Raw genomic sequence first — 15,849 nt, 5'->3', positions numbered from 1 at the left:
ATCAATTGTCAAATCATGCTGCATCGCATATATGGTTTTTCAGGTGAGGAAGCGTCCAAGACACGAACACGATTGCGCATGACGCGATCGATCATCGTCACAAAAGGACCTCCGATGACCATCAAGCGACTCATTCCCAGCACTCTGCTCGTTCTCGCCGCGCTCAGCAGCGCCGCTGTTGCAGCCGAATTGCCGAACTACGAAGTCAAGGCGCTGCCCGCCACTCCGCATCAGCTGTCCGTCGTCGGCGCTTCGGCCGCCGAGGAGCAGGCCCCCGCTGCCGATCTGACGCGCGCCGGAATGCCCGCCACGAACCACCAGCTCGCCGTGCTGACCACCCACCGCCGCAGCGCCGCTCTTGTTGTCCCGACCACGGTCGGCAGCGCACGCAACTAAGCGCCTGATGTGATCTCTCGACCCATCTCCTCGAGCCCCGTTCTTTCATAGCTCGAGGAGGTGTCGCCTGTCGCGGGCGCCACCGCCCGGGACAATGCCGACCGGGACATGGCGATGGTGAGCCGCGACGTCGGAGCAGTCGAGGCAACCGAGCCTCCTCCGACTCCTCCCTTTCCCCGCCGTTGACATCAGATGATCCAACCCGCCATGTTGTTGGCGAGGGTTGTTTTCGTCAGCATCTGATTGCGAGCCATTGATCCCCGCTCCAGAGTGGATGTCGGCTGCTGCGTGAGGCCGGAGGGAGCCGCGTTGACTGACACGACGCCGCAATTGGACGATGCCGCGTTCCGTCCGATCGACCGGACGAAGCTGCTGGAGCCAGCCCCGTCCTCGCATCCCCCGCGCATCCTGCTGCTCTATGGATCGCTGCGGCAGCGCTCTTTCAGCCGACTGCTCACCGAGGAGGCCGCGCGCATTCTCGCCCGCTATGGCGTGGAGACGCGGAGCTTCGATCCGCACGGATTGCCGCTGGTCGACGAGGCCGGGCCCGATCATCAGAAGGTTCAAGAGCTCATGCAGCTCGTGACCTGGTGCGAGGGCATGGTGTGGTGCTCGCCCGAGCGGCACGGGGCGATGACCGGCGTGATGAAGACCCAGATCGACTGGATTCCGCTGTCGGTGGGAGCAGTCAGGCCGACGCAGGGCAAGACGCTGGCGGTGATGCAGGTCAGCGGCGGCTCGCAGTCTTTCAACGCCGTCAACCAACTGCGCGTGCTCGGCCGCTGGATGCGGCTGGTCACCATCCCGAACCAGTCCTCGGTCCCGAAGGCCTTCGCGGAGTTCGACGAGGCCGGGCGCATGAAGCCGTCGGCCTATTATGATCGCCTCGTCGACGTGATGGAAGAGCTCGTCAAGTTCACGCTGCTGACACGCGACCGGGCCGACTATCTGGTCGATCGCTACTCCGAGCGCAAGGAAAGCGCCGAGGCGCTCTCGCAACGGGTCAATCAGAGGTCGATCTGATCGGTCCTGGAGCAGGTCCGGAAAATGGCTTCCCGCCCATCAGGCCGCTTGCTGCTGCTTCTGCCCGCCGATCCGCACGACGGTGGCCGAGGGCAGCAGCAGGAGTGCGGAAACGCTGGCCAGAGCGCAGACCGACGCCGCCACCAGGAACATCCGGGCATAGTCAAGTGCCCCTCCCGAGCGACCCAGAACCGCACCGAGCGTCGCGATCCCGATCGCGAAGCCGGCCTGGCGCATGATCACCGTGACCGCCACCGCCATGCCGGCCTGATCAGCCGGCACCAGCGCAACGACCGCCCCGGACAGTTGCGGATGCGCCAGCGCGGCGCCCAATCCGATCGCGCCCATGGCGACGCACACCAGCCATGATCGGAGCGTCGGATCTGGTGTGGCCAACGCGCCGACGAACAGGAGATTGCCCACCGCCGTGATGGCGAGCGCAACGCTGAAATGCCGTCGCCAGCCCCACCAGCCGACCAGCCTGGCTCCGAATGGCGGCACCACGAGCATCGGGACTGTCGCCATGAGCATCGCCAATCCGCATTCGGCCGCGTTCCAGCCGAATGCCGCAGCCAAGAAATTCGGCAGATAGACCAGGACGGCCCAATAACCGAGCGACACGGAATTCAGCAGCAGCGCGACCGCGACCATCGCGCGGTTGACGAAGATCGCGGGATCAAAGATCGGCTGCGGCCGGCGCCGCTGCTGCCACAGAAAGGCCCCCAGAAGCAACGCGGCCAGGACGATTCCGAGGACCAGATCTGCGCCGCCACGGGCGTGCAGCAGCGCAGCGATCAGCATGCAGAGCGCTGCGCTCAGAAGCCCCATGCCGAGGTAGTCGAGCGGACGTTGCGCCGAGTTGCGCATTTCGGGCACGAGCCGGGGAATGCTCCAGGCGGCCAGTAGGCACGCCGGCAGATTGGCGGCGAAGATCCAGCGCCAGCCGACCCACGTGGAGATGCCGCCTCCGATGCTCGGTCCGAGCGCCATGGCAACGCCAGAGACCACGCCGAGCCAGCCCAGCGCCCGCGTGCGCGCGTCCGGCGCCGGATAGAGCGCGGCGATCAGCGCGACGCCAGCGGTCATCACGAAGGCCGCTCCCAATCCCTGCAATGCGCGCGCGAGCCCGAGGGTCAAACCATCCCCCGCCAGCGCGCACACAACCGAGGCCGCCGCGAAGACGAGATTGCCGGCCAGCATAGCACGGCGACGGCCCATGCTGTCGGCGAGGCTGCCCGCGACCAGGAGCGCCGCCGTGAAGGCGAGGCTGTAACCGTCCATCACCCAGGCCCGGCCGGCGATTCCGAGCCCCAGCCCGTCCGCGATCGCGGGCAAGGCGACGACCACGGCGGTCACGTCGAAATTGGTGAGGAAGGCGGCCAGGCTCAAGGCGAGCGCCGGCCACATCGACGTGGCCGTCTCCAGTTCGGACGGCGATGACACTGAACGGGCTGCGGGCACTGAGCGCACTCCAACATGACAAACGACGCCCTCAGAAATGACCGTCGCACCTGTTCACGTCAGCATGAATTTCATTCATACTGGCATCATGCGATCTCTCCCGCCTTTCGATGGGCTCGTGGCCTTTGAAGCTGCGGCACGCCACCGCAGCATCACGTTGGCTGCGACCGAACTCGGACTGACACAGAGCGCGGTGAGCCACCGGCTGCGCAAGCTCGAGACCTATCTCGGCGCCAGGCTGTTCAATCACCGCAGCGGGACTGGGCTGTCGCCGACCACGGCCGGCGCCTCGCTGCTCACCGAGACCGTGGGTCTGCTCGACGAACTGGCGATGCTGCGTGCGCGCTACCGTGCCGCCGCACAGCCCGCGGTCTTGAAGGTCGGGGTGGGCGCGGCACTATCGCATTATTGGCTGGTGCGGAGGTTGCCCGGCTTTCTGGCGCGACACGGCGATGTCGGCGTCGAGCTCGTTGTCGCGGAAAGCGAAGCCCAGGCGCGGGCGGCCGATGTCGACCTTCAGGTGCTGTGGCTGCCGAAGACAATGGCCCGCGCAAGCTCGACGCAACGGGTGCTGTTCCGGGAGCGTGTCTTTCCCGTCGCGATGCCGCGCCTGTTGCCGCGCAGCCGCGCCCTGCACAACGTCCGCGATCTCGCGAACTATCCGATCATTCACAAGGGGCGCGCTGGCCGCGACGACGGCGCGGAATGGTCATGGCCGGCATGGTTCGAGCGGCTCGGTCTCGGCGCGGCGGCGCCGGGCGGCATGCGGGTCGACTCGATCAGCCTGGCGCTGGCCGCGGCGATCGCGGGCGCGGGCGTGGCGCTCGGGCGATCACTGCTAGTGCACGACGCGCTGGCCGACCGGCGCTTGACTCGCGTGCTGGCAGCGGAATGGGATATGCCGTCCAGCAAGGTCCATGTCGTGCGCTGGCCCGCCGTGCTGAGCGCGGACCCGCGCATCAAACTGTTCACGGGCTGGTTGGCCGACGAAGCGGCGCTGCTGTCGGAAAACGATTGAGATCCAGGCCCTTCGAGATCCGGGCCTTGACCCGTGGAGACTTGCGTGAACACCATCACCTTGCGGTCAGCCAGTAAAGACGATGCGCCGGCCATCGCCGCGCTGCACGCGGCGAGCTGGCGAGAGGCCTATGCCAACATTCTTGCGCCGGATTTCCTGAGCGGCGAAATCGAAGCCGACCGGCGCATGGTCTGGGCGCAGCGCCTGGACACGCCGGATGCTGATCAGCTCGTCAACGTCGCCTGCGATCCCTCTGGACGCCTTCGCGGCTTCATCTGCTGCTATCGCGATGCCGACCCGGTCTGGGGCAGCCTGGTCGATAATCTTCATGTCGCTGCCGACACCCGCGGCTCCGGCCTCGGCGAGCGGCTGCTGCGCGACGCGGCACGCCGGCTCGCGGCACACGGCTCTGGTCCGGCGCTGCACCTCTGGGTGTTCGAGGCCAATGTGGCGGGCCTGCGCTTTTATACGCGGCTCGGCGGTCGCGTCGTCGAGACCGGCCGCTCGCAGATTCCGGCTGCCGGCGGCAAGACAGTTCTTCGCGTGCATTGGCCGGACCTGGCACAACTGGCGTGATCCGGCCCGGCTGGCAGCAGCCAGGAGGCCGCATGCGGCGATGCCCGAGCCGCCTGGGCTCCGACTGCCCCGGCGGAACGTCTTCTGAAAAAAATAAATCTATTGCTATTTTTCAGAATTAACGGTTGTCTTCTGCCATCCCACCTCATCGCGGAGGGGCGTTGCGCGCGATCGTCACGACACGCGAGGCGGGAATGCGATGGCCGCACATCTGCCGCAGCGTGTCCTCACCGGATGCGCGGACGAACGGCAGACTGCGGACGTGAAGTCGCAGCGTCCTGATACCCCGATGCTGGTATCAAGCCGCGATGGCGCTGACATGCCGCGTGGTGATGGTGGCCAACAAGCCCGGCGCACCAGGGAGACTGCGTATAAGCGTGAAGACCATCGCGCAGGGAATGCCGGTTACGGCTGCACCTGTGGTACCTGCCGCCTGCATTTTTTCCGCAGGCGGGCCATGGGTGAGGCCTTCACCCGGCATTCCCTGCGCCCTCCGCACTCTTGCGAGGGACGAACTGGTCGCAGACCTCGGGCGCGATGCGCCGCGAGAAAGCACCATCGTGTCGAGCGCTGTTTGAACCGTAAATTCGACCTGCTCACCGCTGTCGTCCCGGGAAAGCCGTGACGCGCAGCGCGCGTCGCGGCGCCGACCCAGGACCCCACGCCGCGGCGGACGTGAGGCTGCGAGGTGTTGCTGACAACGTGCCCAAAACCGCTCCCTGGAGTTATGGGTGCCGGCTCAAGGCCAGGACGACAGCGGAGTTCGGAGCTGCCGTAGGGTGGGCAAAGCGGGCGCCCGAAGGGCGACAGCGTGCCCACCGTCCATCCACGAATTCCGACGAAAACGGTAAGCACGGTGCGCACGAGAGCATCGTGCCAGCGCAGATCACGGCGCGCCTTTGCCCACCCTACGCAACGTGCCCCGCGGCGAGGCCGCCTCTTACTGCAGGCTGAGCGCCACGAAGCGGAGCTCGCCGTCGGCGTTGGAGACCAGGAGCAGCACCGACTTCTTGCCGTCCTTCTTGAGCTGGTCGACCCGCTTCTTGATATCGGCGCCGGAGGTCACAGCCTCCTGCGCGACCTCGACGATGACGTCGCCGGCCGACAGGCGCTTCTCGGCGGCATCGGAGCCCTGGTCGACGCCGGTGACGATGACGCCCTTGACGCTGTCCTTGATCTTGTAGCGCGTGCGCAGGTCCTTCGACAGCGCGGCGAGATCGAGCCCGAGCGCCTTCTGCGTCTGGGGCTTCTCGGCCGGCTCGTCCTTCTTGATCGCCGCCTGCTGCACCTTCTCGTTGTCCTCGAGCCGGCCGAGCTTGACCTTGAGCGTCTGCTCCTGGCCCTTGCGGATGACGATGACGTCGACCTCCTTGCCGACCGCGGTGTCGGCGACGATCCGCGACAGGTCCTTCGGCTCCTTGATGTCGTGACCGTCGAACTTGACGACCACGTCGCCCGGCTCGATGCCCGCCGGCTTGGCCGGTCCCTTGTCGTCGACGCCGGCGACCAGCGCGCCGCGAGCCGGCTTGATGTTGAGACTCTCTGCGATCTCGTCGGTGACGCCCTGGATGCGCACGCCGAGCCAGCCGCGGCGCAGTTCGCCGAACTGGCGGAGCTGGTCGACGACGCCGGCCACCGTCTTCGACGGCACCGCGAAGCCGATGCCGATCGAGCCGCCCGACGGCGAGATGATCAGGGTGTTGACGCCGATGACCTCGCCGTCGAGGTTGAACAGCGGACCGCCGGAATTGCCGCGATTGATGGCGGCGTCGGTCTGGATGTAGCTGTCATAGGGCCCGGACGAGATGTCGCGGTTCTTGGCCGAGACGATGCCCGCGGTGACCGTGCCGCCGAGGCTGAACGGGTTGCCGATCGCGACCACCCAATCGCCCAGCCGGAGCTTGTCGGAATCGCCGAACTTCACCACCGTTAGCGGCCGCGGCGGCTTGAACTTGAGCACCGCGAGGTCGGTCTTCTTGTCGACGCCGACCAGCTCGGCCTTGATCTTGGTGCCGTCGTTCATGATCACGTTGATCTCGTCGGCATCGGCGATGACGTGGTTGTTGGTGACGACCACGCCGGAATCGTCGACGATGAAGCCCGAGCCCAGCGAATTGGTGCGCCGTGGCGAGTTGTCGGCACCGCCCCGGCCGCCTGGGCCGCCGCGGCGGTTCTTGAAGAAGTCGTCGAAAAACTCCTCGAAGGGCGAGCCCGGCGGCACCTGCGGATTGGCGCCGCGGCCCTCTCCGCCGCCCTTGGCCTCGACGGTCTGCGAGGTCGAGATGTTGACCACCGCGTCGATCACCTTCTCGGCGACGTCGGCGATCCCCTCGGGCCCCCGTGCCGAAGCCGGCGCCGGCGCGAGCGCCCAGCCCACGGCGAAAACCGCCGCGGTCACGAGCGGGCGCAGGCGGCTGAGAGCAAGGGTTGCGGTCATCGGGCGGATCTCCAAAAGGACAGAAAATTCAGTCGATACAGTGCGCCGGAACCGGGCGAGGACGCAAGCATGCCGGCCCGGAGCGCCGAATTCATCATTGAAGGCGACCTAATACGGCAAAATGGCGCGGCCATCGCCTCACAAAGGCGTTGGCCGGGCGGCAGGCCAAGGGCGCCATCGCAATGGCCGCAATCGTCCGGGGTTCCTGTCGGGCCGATCGTGCGACGGCGCGAGCGCCGCCGGGTTCAGATCGGCCGCCGGATGACCCAGATCAGCACCAGCCCGGCCACCGCGGACCCGATTCCAACCGCGCGCAGCACGTTGTCGGGCGTGGTCATCGCCGTCTTCATCGCCCGCCGCATCCACTCCGGACTTGCCGCGAACATCAGACCCTCGAGCACGAACAGGATACCTAATCCGATGAGGAAATCGGAAAACGCAATGGACCTCATCGGACCCGGACCTCCCATTCGACCTTCTTGATATCAGACGGGGCGAAGCAACGGCTTCGCCCCGTTTCTGTCAACTCTTATTCACCGGGATCGACCGCCCGATGACATCAGGGTTTGGGCGCCTGCGCCGCGGCCGCCGTCGCGCCGGCCGGTGACGGCGTGTCCGATCCCGCCTTGCCCGAGGGATTGGCGAAATAGCGGAAGAACTCCGAATCGGGCCGCAGCAGGAAGCGGGTCTCGCCGGACTTCAGTCCGTTCTCATAGGCCGACATCGAGCGGTAGAAGGCGAAGAAGTCGGGATCCTTGCCATAGGCCTCGGCGAACAGCCGGTTGCGTTCGGCATCGCCGGCGCCGCGGGTCTGCTCTGCCTGCGAATTGGCCTCGGCCACGATCACCGTCGCCTCGCGGTCGGCCTTGGACCTGATCTCCTGCGCCTTCTGGCCGCCGAGCGCCCGGAACTCCTCGGCCTCGCGCTGCCGCTCGGTCTTCATCCGGTTATAGACCGCCTGGCTGTTGGCCTCCGGCAGGTCGGCACGACGGATGCGGACATCGACGACCTGAATGCCATAGGCATCGGCCTCCTTGTCGAGCTGATCGCGGATCTTGCGCATCAGCCCTTCGCGTTCGTCGCGCACCACCTGCGTGAAGGTGACCTCGCCGAGCACGCGGCGCAGCGAGGCGTTGAGCAAGGTGCCGAGCTGAACATTGGCGGTCTGGATCGAGCCGACGCTCTGGTAGAACTGCAGCGCGTTCTTGATCCGGTAGCGCGCGAAGGCATCGACCACGAGACGCTTCTGGTCGAAGGCGATCACCTCCTGCGACGGATTCTCCAGGTCGAGAATGCGCTTGTCGATCGAGATCACGTTGTCGATGAACGGCGCCTTGAAGTTCAAGCCGGGTTCGGTGACGACATCGACCGGCTTGCCGAACCGCACGACGAGCGCCTGCTCGGTCTGCTGCACGGTGAACAGCGAGCTGTAGCCGATGACGACGAGGGCTAGCGCCACGACCAGCGCGACGATGCCTGCGACGGGGGACCTCATCGGACGCCTCCCTGCTGGGTCGCCGGGCCTTGGCCTTGGCGGCGCGGCGCGAGATCGCCGAGCGGCAGCAACGGCACGGGGCCGCCGGACGGGCCGCCATCGAGCACGAGCTTCTCGGAGCCGGAGAGCACGCGCTCCATCGTCTCGAGATAAATGCGTTCGCGGGTCACGTTGGGGGCCTTCTTGTATTCGTCATAGACCTTGATGAAACGCGCGCTCTGACCCTTGGCCTCGGCGATCGCCTGCTCCTTGTAGCCCTCGGCAACCTGCAGGATCTGCGCGGCGCGGCCGCGCGCATCCGGCACCACCTTGTTGGCGTAGGTCTGCGCCTCGTTCTGCAGCCGCTCGAGGTCGGCACGGGCCGCCTGAACGTCGCGGAACGCCTCGATCACCTGCGCCGGCGGGTCGACCTTCTGCATCTGCACCTGGGTGATCTGGATGCCCGAGCCGTAATTATCCAGCGTCTTCTGCATCAGCTCCTGCACGTTCTGCTCGATCACGGTGCGGGCGCCGGTGAGGATCGGCTGAATGTTGGAACGGCCGATCACCTCGCGCATCGCGCTTTCGGCCACGGCCTTCACCGTGCCCTCAGGGTTCTGGATGTTGAACAGGAAGTCGGCAGCGCCCTTCGGCTTGATGCGCCACAGCACCGTGACGTCGACATCGACGATGTTCTCGTCGCCGGTCAGCATCAGGCTTTCCTCGGGCACATCGCGACCGCCACGGCCACGCCGGCCCGGATCGTCATTGGCGGTGATGCCGATGGAGATCGAATTGACGCGCAGCGCCTTCGGCAGCAGCACGGTCTCGATCGGATAGGGCAAATGGTAGCGCAGGCCGGGCTGCTCATCACGGACATATTTGCCGAAGCGCAGTACGACGCCGAGCTCTTCGGACTGCACCCTGTAGAAGCCGGACAGGAGCCAGATCGCGATCGCGCCGACCACGATCAGAAGCACGCCGACGGCGCCGAAGCCGCCCCCCGGAATGAACTGCTGAAGCCGGTCCTGACCGCGCCGCAGAAGATCTTCGAGGTCCGGTGGCCTTGGACCGACCGGTTGCGGTCCCGAGCCCCAGGGCCCCTTCGGACCCGGACCCCAAGGGCCTCCGCCCTGATTCTTCCACGCCATCGATCGATCTCCTCCGAGAGGCTCATGGTGCACAAACGCCGGCCCCGACGGTGGCCGGTTTATAAGGGACGGCCCGGTCCCTTACAATGTAGCGCTCCAGCTAAGCCCGAACCGGGTTTTGTCAATGTAAACAGCGGCCGAAGCGCTGGTTTGCCGCGGTCAAGGCGGCCTGGAGCGGCCCAACGACGCGAACTTCATCATTAACGGATGGTCTTGAGATGACGGCACGGCGTCAGGCGGCCGCCAGCGCTCACCGCTTCCGGCGATAGGTCACATAGGAGAAGTCGGCCTGATCGTCCGGTCCCGACGCATGGCGCTCGCGCGCCACCTGCTCCCACCGAGCCGGATCGACGGCCGGAAATAGCGTATCGCCCGGCGGGCTCGTATGCACCTCGGTGATCTCCAGACGGTCGGCCAGCGGCATCGTCGCGGCATAGATCTCTGCCCCGCCGACGATGGCGATTTCCGCGGCCGAACGCCGCAGCGCGTCACCGCGGGCGACCGAGAGTGCCTCGCTGATCGAGCGGGTCACGATCGCGCCATCAGCGCGGAACGCGGTATCGCGGGTGACGATGATGTTGGTGCGGCCCGGCAGCGGGCGGCGCGGAAACGAGATGAACGTCTTGCGGCCCATGACAATGGGCCGTCCCATCGTCATCGCCTTGAAGCGCTTCATGTCGCTCTTCTGCCGCCACGGAATCGCCCCGGCGGCACCGATCACGCCATTCTCGGCCATTGCAACGATAAGCACGATCTCGATCATGGCGCCCGCTCCGCAAGCTGCACGAGCGCCGCGCCCGTCACCTTGCACAGGGTCCAGTCATCCAGCAGCTCGGCGCCGAGCGACTTGTAGAAGGTGATCGAGGGCGCGTTCCAGTCGAGCACCGACCATTGCAGCCGTGCCCAATTGCGCGCGATGCAGCGGCGCGCCAGATGGCCGAGCAGCGCCTGGCCGATGCCGTTGCGGCGGAACGCAGGCCGCACGAACAAATCTTCGAGATAGATGCCGGGACGGCCTGCGAAGGTGGAGAAGTTGACAAACCAGACCGCGAAGCCGGCGACCTCGCCGTCCCACTCCGCGATGTCGCAGAACAGCGTCGGGTGCTCGCAGAACAGGGCCGCGGCGATGTCCGCTTCGCTCGCCACGACCTCGTGCGACAGCCTCTCGTAGTCGGCGAGCTCCCGGATCAAGGCAAAGACCGCGCCGCTATCAGCCGGCCCGGCGCCACGGATGACCAGCGACATGCGCTACACCGCCACCTCGGCCTTGATGTGCGGATGCGGGTCGTAGCCGGCGAGCGCGAAATCCTCGTAGCGGAAGGCGAAGATGTCCTTGACGTCGGGATTGAGCGTCATCGTGGGCAGCGACCGCGGCGCACGGGTCAATTGCAGTCGCGCCTGTTCGATGTGGTTGGAGTAGAGATGGACGTCGCCAAAGGAGTGCACGAACTCGCCCGGCTTCAGGCCGGTCACCTGCGCCACCATCATCGTCAGCAGCGCATAGGAGGCGATGTTGAAGGGGACGCCGAGGAAGACATCGGCCGAGCGCTGATAGAGCTGGCACGACAGCTTGCCATTCACGACGTAGAACTGGAACAAACAGTGGCACGGCGGCAGCGCCATCTTCTCAACATCGGCCGGATTCCACGCCGTGACGATGAGCCGGCGCGAATCCGGATTGCGCTTGATCATCTCGACCACATTGGCGATCTGGTCGATATGGCCGCCGTCGGGCGTCGGCCAGGAGCGCCATTGATAGCCGTAGACCGGGCCGAGATCGCCATTGGCATCCGCCCACTCGTCCCAGATCGTGACCCCGTGGTCGTGCAGATATTTGATGTTGGTGTCGCCCCTCAGGAACCACAGCAGCTCGTGCACGATCGCCTTGAGCGGCAGCCGCTTGGTGGTGACGAGGGGAAAGCCGGCGCCCAGATTGAAACGCATCTGGTGGCCGAACACCGACAGCGTGCCGGTGCCGGTGCGGTCGTGCTTCTCCGCGCCGTCGGACAGGATGCGTTCGAGCAGGTCGTGATACTGGTGCATGGCCGATGCTTGCCGTTAAAGCGCAAGCTGTAGCGGAGGAGATTTCCTCCGGACACAAGATTCAGGCGATTATACCCAGGAAGCTGGCCGCTGTCGAAGCCGCGCAGGCGCGGGAACCCAAGTTCCCGCCCGCCTCCCGGATCCGCGCTAGCCCTCGACGAAGACCTCGTCGCGCTTGCGCCGCAGCGCCGGAAGCACGGCCAGGACGAGGAGCGCGGCCGCGATCGCCAGCAGCGCGGCCGACAGCGGGCGCGTGATGAAGACGGACCAATCGCCGCGCGAGATCTGCAGGGTCCGGCGCAGATTCTCCTCCATCAGCGTCCCCAGCACCATGCCCAGCAGCAGCGGCGCGGGCTCGAAATCATGCTTGATCAGCCAGTAACCGAACAGGCCGAAGGCGCCGGCCAGGACCACGTCGACCGGGGCATTGTTGATTGAATAAATGCCGATGGCACAGAACACCACGATCGAAGGGAACATCAGCCGGTAGGGCACGCGCAGCAGCCGCACCCAGATGCCCACCAGCGGCAGGTTGATGATGATCAGCATCAGATTGCCGATCCACATCGATGCGATCATGCCCCACACCAGGTCCGGCTGCTTCTGCATCACCTGCGGCCCGGGCTGAATGCCGTGGATAGTCATGGCCCCGACCATCAGCGCCATCACCGCATTCGGCGGAATGCCGAGCGTCAGCAGCGGAATGAACGAGGTCTGCGCCGCCGCATTATTGGCGCTCTCCGGCGCGGCCACACCCGCGATGGCGCCGCGGCCGAAGCGGGACGGGTCGCGCGCGATCTTCTTCTCGAACGTATAGGCGGCGAAGGAGGCGATCACGGCGCCGCCGCCCGGCAGGATGCCGAGGATCGAGCCGAGAATGGTGCCGCGGAGGATCGCCGGCGCCGATTCGGCGAGGTCCTTGCGGGTCGGCATCAACCCGGTGATCTTCTGCTGCACCAGCTCCCGATCGGATTCGGCGCCGCTGTCGAGGTTGCGGATGATCTCGGCAAAGCCGAACACGCCCATGGCGACCGTGGCAAAGCCCAGGCCATCGGCGAGCTCGGGGATATTGAACGACATGCGTGAGGCGCCGGTCTCGAGGTCGGCGCCGACCATCGACAGCAACAGGCCGAGCGCGATCATTGCCACCGCCTTGAGCACGCTGCCCTTGGCGAGCACCACCGCGAAAATCAGGCCCAGCACCATCAGCGAAAAATACTCGGCTGGCCCGAACAGCAGCGCCAGCCTGGTCAGGGGCGCGCCAAGCACGGCGATCAGCACGGTGGCCGCGCAACCGGCAACGAACGAGCCGATGGCCGCGATCGACAAAGCCGGCCCCGCCCGCCCCTGCTTGGCCATCTGAAAACCGTCCAGCGTGGTAACGACCGATGTCGCCTCGCCCGGGATGTTGACCAGAATCGATGTAGTCGAACCGCCATATTGGGCGCCGTAATAGATGCCGGCGAGCATGATCAGCGCGCCGACCGGCGGCAGGCCGAAAGTGATCGGCAGCAGCATCGCGACGGTCGCGATGGTGCCGATGCCGGGAAGCACCCCGACCAACGTGCCGACCAGCGCGCCGACCAGGCAGAGCAGCAGGTTGATCGGGCTCAAGGCGACGGCAAAGCCATGTGCGAGGTTTTGGAACAGATCGAGCATGCCGGCCTCACTGCACCAGAAGACGTGGAAACAACGGCATCGGCAGCCCGAGCACGTAAGGAAACAACAGCGCGCAGCCCAGGGTCAGGACGACGCCCACGATGAGCGTCTCGCCCCAGCGCGTTTCGGATGTGCCGAGCGCGGCGATCAGGAAGCTCGCGAGCGCCGCGACGATCAGCCCCAGGGGGCGGATCGCCACGGCAAAGCTCAGGATCGCGAGCGACACGAACAACGGCCCGCGCCAGTGATAGACTTGCAGCGACGGCCCCTCGGTCACCACGCCGATCACGGCGACCGCAGCCCCCATGCCCAGCAGCAGCACGCCGAGCATGCGCGGCGCGGTGCCCGGACCGAAGGTGAAGCCCCGCATGCCCGACAGGTCGCTCGCAGCCCACAGGGCGAACAAGGCGATCGCCATCAGCACGACGCCGCCGAAATAGTCCTGCGGCGCGCGCGGCCGGACCAGCCAGGTGAACAGCGCGATCGCCAGCAGCGGATAGGTGTAGATCAGCACGAGCAGCGCATCGGATCGCAGCGTGATCTTGCCGCCCTCCGCCCATTGGCGAACGAGCGCCGGCAGCGATTCGACAAGGGCTGCGCCATGTGCCGACACGACCTGCAGCGGAGACCGCACCGCGAGCGCGGCAATCTGGCCCGCGAGCGCCATCGCAAGCTCGACGAGCTGCGGCGCAAAGGCGAGGAGCAGGATGATCAATGCGCCGATTGCGTTGCGTGCGGCCGGCGCATTCGCCGAACTATCCGACAACTGGCCCGTGGTGTCGGCCATGCCTCGCCCTCCCCCGATCGACCTTGCTGGCCGACATTGTTCTCGTTTGCGGATCCGAAGCGATCCGGACCCACTTTGTTTGCCTAGCGGCTTTCTCTAGAGAAGGCCAGCGAAACCAAGACAGCCTCCCGCCGCCAAGAGCCAGAGCGGATTGAGCCGTGTCATCGATGCGACGAGGGCGGCGATGACGGTCAGCACGAAGCCTGTCCACGTCCGGTCGGAGGCCAGCCCGAGGATCCATGCGCTCGCGGCCATCAGACCGATCGACAGCGGCACCAATGCGGCCTGCAGCACGCCGGACCAGCGCGCCTCTCGCGCATTCGCCAGCCACCGGCTGACAAAATAGGAAAGAACGGCGGTGGGGCCGCACATCGCGATGGTAGCGACCGCAGCGCCAGCGACGCCTGCGACCGAATAGCCGATCAAGGCGACGATCAGGACGTTGGGTCCGGGAGACAATTGCGACAGCGCGAACGCGTCGGCGAACTGCTTGTCGGTCATCCAATGCCGGACATCGACCGCAATGCGATGCAATTCGGGAATCGCCGCAACGGCGCCGCCAATTGCAAACAGCGAGATCAGCGCAAACGTCCAGAACAGCTGGAAGAGCGGATTGTCGTCACCGCTCATCGCGCCCATCGCATCTTGGCATAGGTCACAGCAAGGCTGAGCGGCACGGCGACCAGCAGCACTTCGGCCAGCGGCAGCCGCGCCAGCCCGATGGCGATGAACACCGCGAGCATGACGGCGAGGCCGGGCACGTCGCTCTTCTTCAAGAGCGGCGACATCATCCGAAACACCACCGAGGCCAGCAGGCCCACGGCCACGCAGGACACCCCGGCCAGTGCCTGTCGCAGTGCATCGATCTGCCCGAAATGGCCGTAGAGCGCCGCCAAGGCGGTCACCAGCAACAGCGGCGGGCCGAGCAGGCCGGCAAAGGCCGCAAGGCCTCCGGCCACGCCGCGCAGACGCGCACCGAAGACCATCGCGAGGTTGACGATGTTGGGCCCGGGTAGGAAATGGCACAGCGCGAAGGTCTCGTTGAACTCCTCGGCCGTCATCCAGCGGTGCTCGTCGACAATCGCGCGGCGCGCGAACACCAGCACGCCGCCGAACCCCGACAGCGACATTTTCGCAAAAGCGAAGAAGAGCGTACGAAGACTGGGCGGATCTTTGGCGATGTCGGCGCCAGGCGAGGCCGCCGACACAATTCGGTTAGCCATGCAGTACTGTAAGAGGATGAAAACGGGCCTGCCAAGATCGAACCAGGGGTTCCCTGCCACAGCCCACATTTTTGTCGCACAACGCCGCCCTCAGGGTCTGTGCATCCACCGCCGAGCGGCCTATATAGGGGGTGCCGGCTTGCCGGCTATGGAAATAAATCGCCGTCGAAATAAACCATTCGGACCCGGGGGCGGTACCCGGCGCCTCCACCAAAGTCCGCCTTTAGAGACATCTCGGATGTCGGGCTTCGGCGGGGGCGAAATAGGATCGACGAGGGCGTAAAGGGCGAGCTTTTTCCCGGTATTGTTCCGCCGTTATCGGGCTACTGCAATAGTTGCCAACGACAACTTTGCTCCGGTTGCTCAGGCTGCGTAACGCAGTTTGAAAGACCACCTTAAAGTCCTAACGGGTTAAGCTCCGTTAGGCGGGGTTCGGAGGCACCTGGCAACAGAAGCCTCCACTTTACCTTGATCCCACTACCTTGAATCCCACTGAGTTTCACTTTGTCGCGTTTCACTGCCTTGTATTGAGCTGCCTTTCCTGTTCATTCCTTCCCGTCCGGGCTTTCGCCGTTTGGGGCACCGCCCTATGTCAGATGGA

Annotated in this window: 16 protein-coding genes and 1 other RNA gene; 5 read left to right on the top strand and 12 right to left on the bottom strand. The window is 65.8% G+C overall.

All coding sequences use genetic code 11. From position 1 onward, the window contains the following. Nucleotides 1-114 precede the first annotated feature (114 nt). Both ACVIJ6_RS20400 and arsH read left to right on the top strand, forming a co-directional pair. Nucleotides 115-396: a hypothetical protein gene (locus ACVIJ6_RS20400; RefSeq protein WP_172235699.1), complete on the top strand. Its 282-nt coding sequence runs from the start codon at nt 115-117 to the stop codon at nt 394-396. Nucleotides 397-705: 309 nt separating this feature from the next. Beyond that, nucleotides 706-1,419, top strand: a complete 714-nt coding sequence (gene arsH / locus ACVIJ6_RS20395) for an arsenical resistance protein ArsH (protein ID WP_456774150.1) — start codon at nt 706-708, stop codon at nt 1,417-1,419. Nucleotides 1,420-1,458: 39 nt separating this feature from the next. Here the strand turns inward: arsH and ACVIJ6_RS20390 are convergent, their stop codons facing one another. Beyond that, nucleotides 1,459-2,880, bottom strand: a complete 1,422-nt coding sequence (locus tag ACVIJ6_RS20390) for an MFS transporter (protein WP_456774149.1) — start codon at nt 2,878-2,880, stop codon at nt 1,459-1,461. A 118-nt stretch (nt 2,881-2,998) separates the two neighbouring features. Between ACVIJ6_RS20390 and ACVIJ6_RS20385 the strand changes: the two genes are divergently transcribed. Next, complete coding sequence (locus tag ACVIJ6_RS20385) at nt 2,999-3,898, top strand: LysR substrate-binding domain-containing protein (protein WP_456774148.1); 900 nt, start codon at nt 2,999-3,001, stop codon at nt 3,896-3,898. Nucleotides 3,899-3,943: 45 nt separating this feature from the next. Beyond that, nucleotides 3,944-4,474 carry a GNAT family N-acetyltransferase gene (locus ACVIJ6_RS20380; RefSeq protein WP_456774147.1) on the top strand — a complete coding sequence of 177 codons (531 nt, stop codon included), beginning with the start codon at nt 3,944-3,946 and terminating at the stop codon, nt 4,472-4,474. Nucleotides 4,475-5,414: 940 nt separating this feature from the next. Here the strand turns inward: ACVIJ6_RS20380 and ACVIJ6_RS20375 are convergent. From ACVIJ6_RS20375 to ACVIJ6_RS20325, 11 genes are all read right to left on the bottom strand, one after another. Next, nucleotides 5,415-6,911, bottom strand: a complete 1,497-nt coding sequence (locus ACVIJ6_RS20375; protein WP_456774146.1) for a Do family serine endopeptidase — start codon at nt 6,909-6,911, stop codon at nt 5,415-5,417. A gap of 245 nt (nt 6,912-7,156) precedes the next feature. Further along, complete coding sequence (locus ACVIJ6_RS20370; protein ID WP_008960820.1) at nt 7,157-7,363, bottom strand: DUF2065 domain-containing protein; 207 nt, start codon at nt 7,361-7,363, stop codon at nt 7,157-7,159. Between the two features lie 107 nt (nt 7,364-7,470). Further along, nucleotides 7,471-8,406 carry a protease modulator HflC gene (hflC, locus tag ACVIJ6_RS20365; RefSeq protein WP_012045973.1) on the bottom strand — a complete coding sequence of 312 codons (936 nt, stop codon included), beginning with the start codon at nt 8,404-8,406 and terminating at the stop codon, nt 7,471-7,473. Beyond that, nucleotides 8,403-9,536, bottom strand: coding sequence for an FtsH protease activity modulator HflK (gene hflK / locus ACVIJ6_RS20360; RefSeq protein ID WP_456774145.1), 1,134 nt, complete (start codon nt 9,534-9,536; stop codon nt 8,403-8,405). The genes hflC and hflK overlap by 4 nt, the downstream gene beginning before the upstream one ends. Before the next feature lie 250 nt (nt 9,537-9,786). Then, a complete protein-coding gene (locus ACVIJ6_RS20355) occupies nt 9,787-10,299 on the bottom strand; it encodes a dihydrofolate reductase (protein WP_456774144.1) in 513 nt (170 codons plus the stop codon). Then, on the bottom strand, nt 10,296-10,781 hold the full coding sequence (locus tag ACVIJ6_RS20350) for an N-acetyltransferase family protein (RefSeq protein WP_456774143.1): 486 nt from the start codon (nt 10,779-10,781) through the stop codon (nt 10,296-10,298). Before ACVIJ6_RS20350 ends, ACVIJ6_RS20355 begins: the two co-directional genes overlap by 4 nt. Before the next feature lie 3 nt (nt 10,782-10,784). Beyond that, complete coding sequence (locus tag ACVIJ6_RS20345) at nt 10,785-11,579, bottom strand: thymidylate synthase (RefSeq protein WP_456774142.1); 795 nt, start codon at nt 11,577-11,579, stop codon at nt 10,785-10,787. 147 nt (nt 11,580-11,726) lie between these two features. Beyond that, entirely contained in the window at nt 11,727-13,238 is a 1,512-nt protein-coding gene (locus tag ACVIJ6_RS20340; RefSeq protein WP_456774141.1) for a tripartite tricarboxylate transporter permease, read from the bottom strand. Between the two features lie 7 nt (nt 13,239-13,245). Next, the gene (locus ACVIJ6_RS20335) at nt 13,246-14,025 is read right to left on the bottom strand and encodes a tripartite tricarboxylate transporter TctB family protein (protein ID WP_456774140.1); all 780 of its coding nucleotides are present in this window, start codon (nt 14,023-14,025) and stop codon (nt 13,246-13,248) included. A gap of 96 nt (nt 14,026-14,121) precedes the next feature. Then, nucleotides 14,122-14,655 carry a chromate transporter gene (locus ACVIJ6_RS20330; RefSeq protein ID WP_456774139.1) on the bottom strand — a complete coding sequence of 178 codons (534 nt, stop codon included), beginning with the start codon at nt 14,653-14,655 and terminating at the stop codon, nt 14,122-14,124. Beyond that, nucleotides 14,652-15,248: a chromate transporter gene (locus tag ACVIJ6_RS20325; protein ID WP_456774138.1), complete on the bottom strand. Its 597-nt coding sequence runs from the start codon at nt 15,246-15,248 to the stop codon at nt 14,652-14,654. Before ACVIJ6_RS20325 ends, ACVIJ6_RS20330 begins: the two co-directional genes overlap by 4 nt. A 94-nt stretch (nt 15,249-15,342) precedes the next feature. Here ACVIJ6_RS20325 and ssrA point away from each other — a divergent pair. Further along, nucleotides 15,343-15,711: a transfer-messenger RNA gene (gene ssrA, locus ACVIJ6_RS20320) on the top strand. Nucleotides 15,712-15,849: the final 138 nt, after the last annotated feature.

The sequence above is a fragment of the Bradyrhizobium sp. USDA 4369 genome (assembly GCF_054056435.1).
Note: the sequence above shows the minus strand (reverse complement) of the source record. Positions and strands in the feature narration are given on the sequence as shown.

Bases quoted from the DNA above. Each gene is read 5' to 3' on its own strand.
- ACVIJ6_RS20400 (WP_172235699.1), top strand. From the start codon at position 115: ATGACCATCAAGCGACTCATTCCCAGCACTCTGCTCGTTCTCGCCGCG.
- ACVIJ6_RS20375 (WP_456774146.1), bottom strand. From the start codon at position 6,911: ATGACCGCAACCCTTGCTCTCAGCCGCCTGCGCCCGCTCGTGACCGCG.
- ACVIJ6_RS20370 (WP_008960820.1), bottom strand. From the start codon at position 7,363: ATGAGGTCCATTGCGTTTTCCGATTTCCTCATCGGATTAGGTATCCTG.
- hflC (WP_012045973.1), bottom strand. From the start codon at position 8,406: ATGAGGTCCCCCGTCGCAGGCATCGTCGCGCTGGTCGTGGCGCTAGCC.
- hflK (WP_456774145.1), bottom strand. From the start codon at position 9,536: ATGGCGTGGAAGAATCAGGGCGGAGGCCCTTGGGGTCCGGGTCCGAAG.
- ACVIJ6_RS20355 (WP_456774144.1), bottom strand. From the start codon at position 10,299: ATGATCGAGATCGTGCTTATCGTTGCAATGGCCGAGAATGGCGTGATC.
- ACVIJ6_RS20350 (WP_456774143.1), bottom strand. From the start codon at position 10,781: ATGTCGCTGGTCATCCGTGGCGCCGGGCCGGCTGATAGCGGCGCGGTC.
- ACVIJ6_RS20345 (WP_456774142.1), bottom strand. From the start codon at position 11,579: ATGCACCAGTATCACGACCTGCTCGAACGCATCCTGTCCGACGGCGCG.
- ACVIJ6_RS20340 (WP_456774141.1), bottom strand. From the start codon at position 13,238: ATGCTCGATCTGTTCCAAAACCTCGCACATGGCTTTGCCGTCGCCTTG.
- ACVIJ6_RS20335 (WP_456774140.1), bottom strand. From the start codon at position 14,025: ATGGCCGACACCACGGGCCAGTTGTCGGATAGTTCGGCGAATGCGCCG.
- ACVIJ6_RS20330 (WP_456774139.1), bottom strand. From the start codon at position 14,655: ATGAGCGGTGACGACAATCCGCTCTTCCAGCTGTTCTGGACGTTTGCG.
- ACVIJ6_RS20325 (WP_456774138.1), bottom strand. From the start codon at position 15,248: ATGGCTAACCGAATTGTGTCGGCGGCCTCGCCTGGCGCCGACATCGCC.